Origin of the sequence: Mesorhizobium sp. M7A.F.Ca.US.014.04.1.1 (genome assembly GCF_003998745.1) — a bacterium.
Lineage (GTDB): Bacteria > Pseudomonadota > Alphaproteobacteria > Rhizobiales > Rhizobiaceae > Mesorhizobium > Mesorhizobium ciceri.
Genome location: NZ_RZRW01000487.1, coordinates 1 through 4280, shown reverse-complemented (window position 1 = coordinate 4280; position 4280 = coordinate 1). Strand labels below are relative to the sequence as shown.

General features: G+C 61.5%; 5 protein-coding genes. 3 read left to right on the top strand and 2 right to left on the bottom strand.

Features of this window, described 5'->3' with window-relative positions; all coding sequences use genetic code 11:
- Positions 1-324 precede the first annotated feature (324 nt).
- Entirely contained in the window at positions 325-639 is a 315-nt protein-coding gene (locus tag EOA22_RS25740; RefSeq protein ID WP_013530790.1) for a hypothetical protein, read from the top strand.
- Between the two features lie 85 nt (positions 640-724).
- Here the strand turns inward: EOA22_RS25740 and EOA22_RS25735 are convergent, their stop codons facing one another.
- Positions 725-1432 carry a hypothetical protein gene (locus EOA22_RS25735; protein ID WP_013530791.1) on the bottom strand — a complete coding sequence of 236 codons (708 nt, stop codon included), beginning with the start codon at positions 1430-1432 and terminating at the stop codon, positions 725-727.
- A gap of 299 nt (positions 1433-1731) precedes the next feature.
- On the opposite strand from EOA22_RS25735, the gene EOA22_RS25730 reads away from it, so the two are divergent.
- Together EOA22_RS25730 and msrA are read left to right on the top strand one after the other, a co-directional pair.
- On the top strand, positions 1732-3279 hold the full coding sequence (locus EOA22_RS25730; RefSeq protein WP_063170277.1) for a glycosyltransferase family 39 protein: 1548 nt from the start codon (positions 1732-1734) through the stop codon (positions 3277-3279).
- Positions 3280-3361: 82 nt separating this feature from the next.
- The gene (gene msrA, locus EOA22_RS25725) at positions 3362-3880 is read left to right on the top strand and encodes a peptide-methionine (S)-S-oxide reductase MsrA (RefSeq protein WP_013530793.1); all 519 of its coding nucleotides are present in this window, start codon (positions 3362-3364) and stop codon (positions 3878-3880) included.
- Between the two features lie 69 nt (positions 3881-3949).
- On the opposite strand, the gene EOA22_RS25720 is transcribed toward msrA, so the two are convergent.
- The coding region (locus tag EOA22_RS25720; protein ID WP_245478686.1) for a hypothetical protein at positions 3950-4280 on the bottom strand (331 nt) is incomplete at its 5' end.

The window sequence follows — 4280 nt, the reverse complement described above, 5'->3', positions numbered from 1 at the left end:
AATTGCCGAGACCGGTGGACCTGGCGCGGCGTGGCTCTCATTTCCAGGACCGACCGCTGCCCGCTTCGGCTCACGCCGGGGCGGGCTTTTTTGCATTTCCGATCGGCCATTGCTGAGCGGCATTCGAGTTGACCGGTCTCGTCGTCGTCCGTTGTGATAAGCAAGTTAATCATGTCGGTTATGCATAATGATTATTGTTAATTTTTGATTGAAGCACCGAAACTAGATAAAGACTTGAGCGGATGAATTGTTCATATATTGTTAAGCAAGAGGTAGACCACAGAAGACGGAAGCCATCTCCATCATCAAACGGGAGTAGCTTTCATGAACAAGTTCACTGTTATTTTCGCCGCTGTTGCAGTTGCATCGTCCGTTGGAGCCGCCGAGGCAGGTTGTGGGTGCGGAGGTTCGGGCGGCTGGGGAGGCAATTCGAGCAGCCTGATCAATGTTTCGCCGTCCATCGACCTTGGCAAGATCACCGCGCTGAACGACGTGCTCAGCGGCAACAACATCCTGAGCGGCAATGTCGTCTCAGGCATTCTGAACGGCAACAAGACCGGCATCGTCGGTGGCGTTCTGAGCGGGCTCGGCGTGAACCTGCTGGGCGGCAACAGCTACAGGCTGGGCAAGCGCCACTAGGCCGGCGCTGCATTTCAACTGTCGAAGGCAACCCAAAATAGCCCGTTCCGGTGCGCCGGGCGGGCTATTTCGCGTGTCGGGCCGATCAAGCGAGGATGTTGACCGCGCGTGCCGCGACCAGCGCGATGGTCAGCAGCGAGATCATGGCCTCGGCCATCATCAGCAGCTTGGCGCGCTGGGAAAGGGGCAAGGTATCGGTGGGCGAAAACGCTGTCGCATTGGTGAAGGCGAGGAAGAAATAATCGACGAAACCGGGCAGCCAATCTCGGAGGTCACGGTCGTTCAACGTCATCTGCGCGAACAGGAAATCGGCCTGCGCAAGCTTGACGAGGCCGCAGGTCGGCGGGCCGCCGCGGTCGGTGCTCCAGAACCACAAGGCAAAGACGATGACGTTGGTGACCCAGATGTTGAGTGCGTCGATCAGCAGCGTCGTGCCGCTGTTGCCGGCATGGCCCTCCAGCAAGGCACGCACCAGCAGGACCAGCGAACCGCAGTTCATGATGCTGATGATGGCGGTCATGGTCAGGGCTGTTCTGCGGATCATGACCCGAAACTGGCCGATCGCATGCCACTCGTGGTCCTCGACCGCCTTGCGGGTGGCGGCCTGTGTCCAGGCGGTGGCCACCGACAAGGGCAGCAGCAGAGCGGCCTCCAGCGCGGGCGCTAGCCAGCGCGGTCCGAATGAGAGATTGTTGATGACCAGAAGCTGCAGGCAGATGATGACGAGAACGGCCGCACGGGCCATCCAGAAATCGAGCGCACGGTAGTGGATGATGGCATGGTGGTGGCGCATTTATCAAATCCTGGATGCTTTTTGGGGGACGGGAACCGGTCAGGCGTAGGCGACGCCTGCCGCGATCACGCCCGATGCGCCGTGCCCGGCATGTTCAGGGCGCTCCGGGACGGCGTGTTCCATTGTTGTCCTGCTGGCATGTGATGATGAGAGAGGCGGCATGGTGGCGCGAAACTCTGCCTCAATCTTGGTTTTGCCATGGTCACCCAAGTTTACATTTTCGTAAGCTTCGAGTTCTGGGCTGTTCCAAAAACCGTCCGGTGTGATTTATCCACCGCATGACGCGAATCGACGAACCCATGAACGGTTGGCTGCCGGTCGGCAGTTCTGTTCCAGGCGACTGGCGGCAGTCGTCGATCTGGCAGGGGCTGACGCGCTATCCAGAAGCCGGCCTGGCGCTTTTATGCCTGACACAGATCCTGTGCTGGACCGTGGCGCCCGCGCTTGTCGACGTGTCACCGCCCAACGATGTCGTCGAAGGCTTCATGTGGGGCCGCGAATGGGTGCTGTTGACCTACAAGCATCCACAGCTTCCCGGCTGGCTGCTCGAGATCAGCCATCTTCTGACCGGATCGTTCCGCTGGCCGCAATATCTCGTGGCTCAGCTAACGATCTCGGCCACTTTCGTGCTAGTCTATCTGCTGGCCCGCGACATGCTCGGGCGAACCCGCGCGCTGGCCGCCGTGCTTCTGATGCCGTCGCTCTATTTCTTCGGCTGGCCGACCCCACAGTTCAATCATGACTACGCGCAGATGCCCTTCTGGGCCGCTATCTGCTGGCTGTTGTGGCGTGCGGGCCGTGGTGGTGGGCCGGGCTGGTGGCTGGCGCTCGGGCTGGTGTCGGGCGTCGGGCTCTATGCCAAGCTTTCCACCGGCCTATTATTGCTTTTCGGGGCGATCTGGCTGCTGTCGGACACACGCGCACGCAGTCGGCTCGCCACGCCCTGGCCATGGCTCGGGCTCGCGGTTTTCGGCGCTGTCGCCGCTCCACTGGCCGCCGAACTCTGCCGCGTCGATTTCCTGCCGCTGACCTATGCCGCCTGGCGCGATCAGTGGGTGGTGGCTCATCGCTCCCGCTTTTATTATATCGGCGTCCAGATGGCTGGGCTCTGCGGCTTTCTTCTGGTGCTGGCGATATCAGGGCTGCTGCGGCGCTCGCCCGCGCCGCAAAAGCCCGTCGGGCGCGGCACGCTGGTCTATCTCTTGTGGATGGGGGTTGGCCCGGCGATCCTCGTCATGGTGGCGTCCCTGTTCACCGGCGCCGGCGAGGCCTGGGGCGCGCCGATGTACAATCTTGCTGGCGTTGTGGCGCTCGCCTTGCTGGGCCATCGCCTCGGCGCCATCGAGATGCGAAAGCTGGCGATCTGCGCGCTCATCTCCATTGTCGGCATATCCGGTGCCTATGCGGGCATCCGCTGGACGAAATGCAATCTGCGTGGGCGCATGGACGCCGTCTGCTGGCCGGCGCAAAAGATCTCGGATGAGGCAGAGGCTGTCTGGCACGCTGCGACGCCCGATCGGCTCGACATCGTCGGCGGCCATGCCCTTATTGCGCCGCTGGCGGGCCTCAATGCCTATGACAAGCCGTCGATCTTCACCGAACTGAACATGCAGTACGCCCCCTGGATCACCAAGGAGCGGCTGCGCGAGCATGGCATATTGCTGGTCTGGCCCGGGCGCGATGTGCCATCTTATCTGCAGGCGTGGGTGGGCGACATCCCGATCAAAACCGTTCTTTTCGACTGGTCGCTCAAGGCGCCGCCGGTGGCGATCAGCTTCGCAGCCATTCCGCCTGGCGCGCGGCAGTTGCCGGGTGCTATCGACGGCCTCGCCCGACCGAGCAACTGAAGCAGATCCGCCGGTCCGCTGGACGAAGCAGGTGACAATGCCCATCTATGTCCAGACAAACTTGCCTTTGAGGAGACGTGATATGGCGACTTCGACCGAACGCGCAGTCCTTGCCGGTGGCTGCTTCTGGGGTATGCAGGATTTGATACGGCGCTATCCCGGCGTCATTTCCACCCGTGTTGGCTACAGCGGCGGCGACGTGCCCAACGCCACCTACCGCAACCACGGCAGCCATGCCGAAGCCATCGAGATCAATTTCGATCCGGCCATCATAAGCTATCGCACGCTGCTGGAACGCTTTTTCCAGATCCACGATCCGACGACCCGCAACCGCCAGGGCAACGATGTCGGGACGAGTTATCGCTCGGCGATCTATTACACCAGCGACGAACAGAAGCGCATCGCCGAGGACACGATCGCCGATGTCGATGCCTCGGGCCTGTGGCCGGGCAAGGTCGTCACCGAAGTCGCACCCGTTGGCCCCTTCTGGGAAGCCGAGCCCGAGCATCAGGACTATCTGGAGAAATACCCCAACGGATACACCTGCCACTTCGTCAGGCCGGGGTGGAAGCTGCCGGTTCGGGAAAAAGCGGTGCCGTAGATACACTGATACGACAGGATTTGAGAAGCCGCGGAGCGCTCGCTCCGCGGCTTCTTTTCATTGCAATTCCTACTTGCCGCAATGGTTGTCATTAACTGTCGGCGCGGTGGTGCCCGGCGACGTTCCACTGGCATCGGGCTGTGCGCCCTGCGGATGGGCAGGGCAATTTTCATCCGCGTTTGAATTCGTGGCGCCCGGTGCTACCGTCGTACTGTTGGTCGTGCCGGGGTCTACCGTGTTCGGCGAAGCCGGCGTATTTGGGTCGACGGTGACCGACTTGCCGCTGCCGCCGGATCCGTCGGTGCCGCTTGTGCCATTGCTCTGCGCCATGGCCGATGTCGCCAGGCCAATGGTGAGCGCCGAAGCTGCGAGGATTTTCATGAACATGGTCTGTCTCCAT

Coding starts and splice junctions, on each gene's coding strand:
- EOA22_RS25740 (WP_013530790.1), top strand. CDS start 325: ATGAACAAGTTCACTGTTATTTTCGCCGCTGTTGCAGTTGCATCGTCC.
- EOA22_RS25735 (WP_013530791.1), bottom strand. CDS start 1,432: ATGCGCCACCACCATGCCATCATCCACTACCGTGCGCTCGATTTCTGG.
- EOA22_RS25730 (WP_063170277.1), top strand. CDS start 1,732: ATGAACGGTTGGCTGCCGGTCGGCAGTTCTGTTCCAGGCGACTGGCGG.
- msrA (WP_013530793.1), top strand. CDS start 3,362: ATGGCGACTTCGACCGAACGCGCAGTCCTTGCCGGTGGCTGCTTCTGG.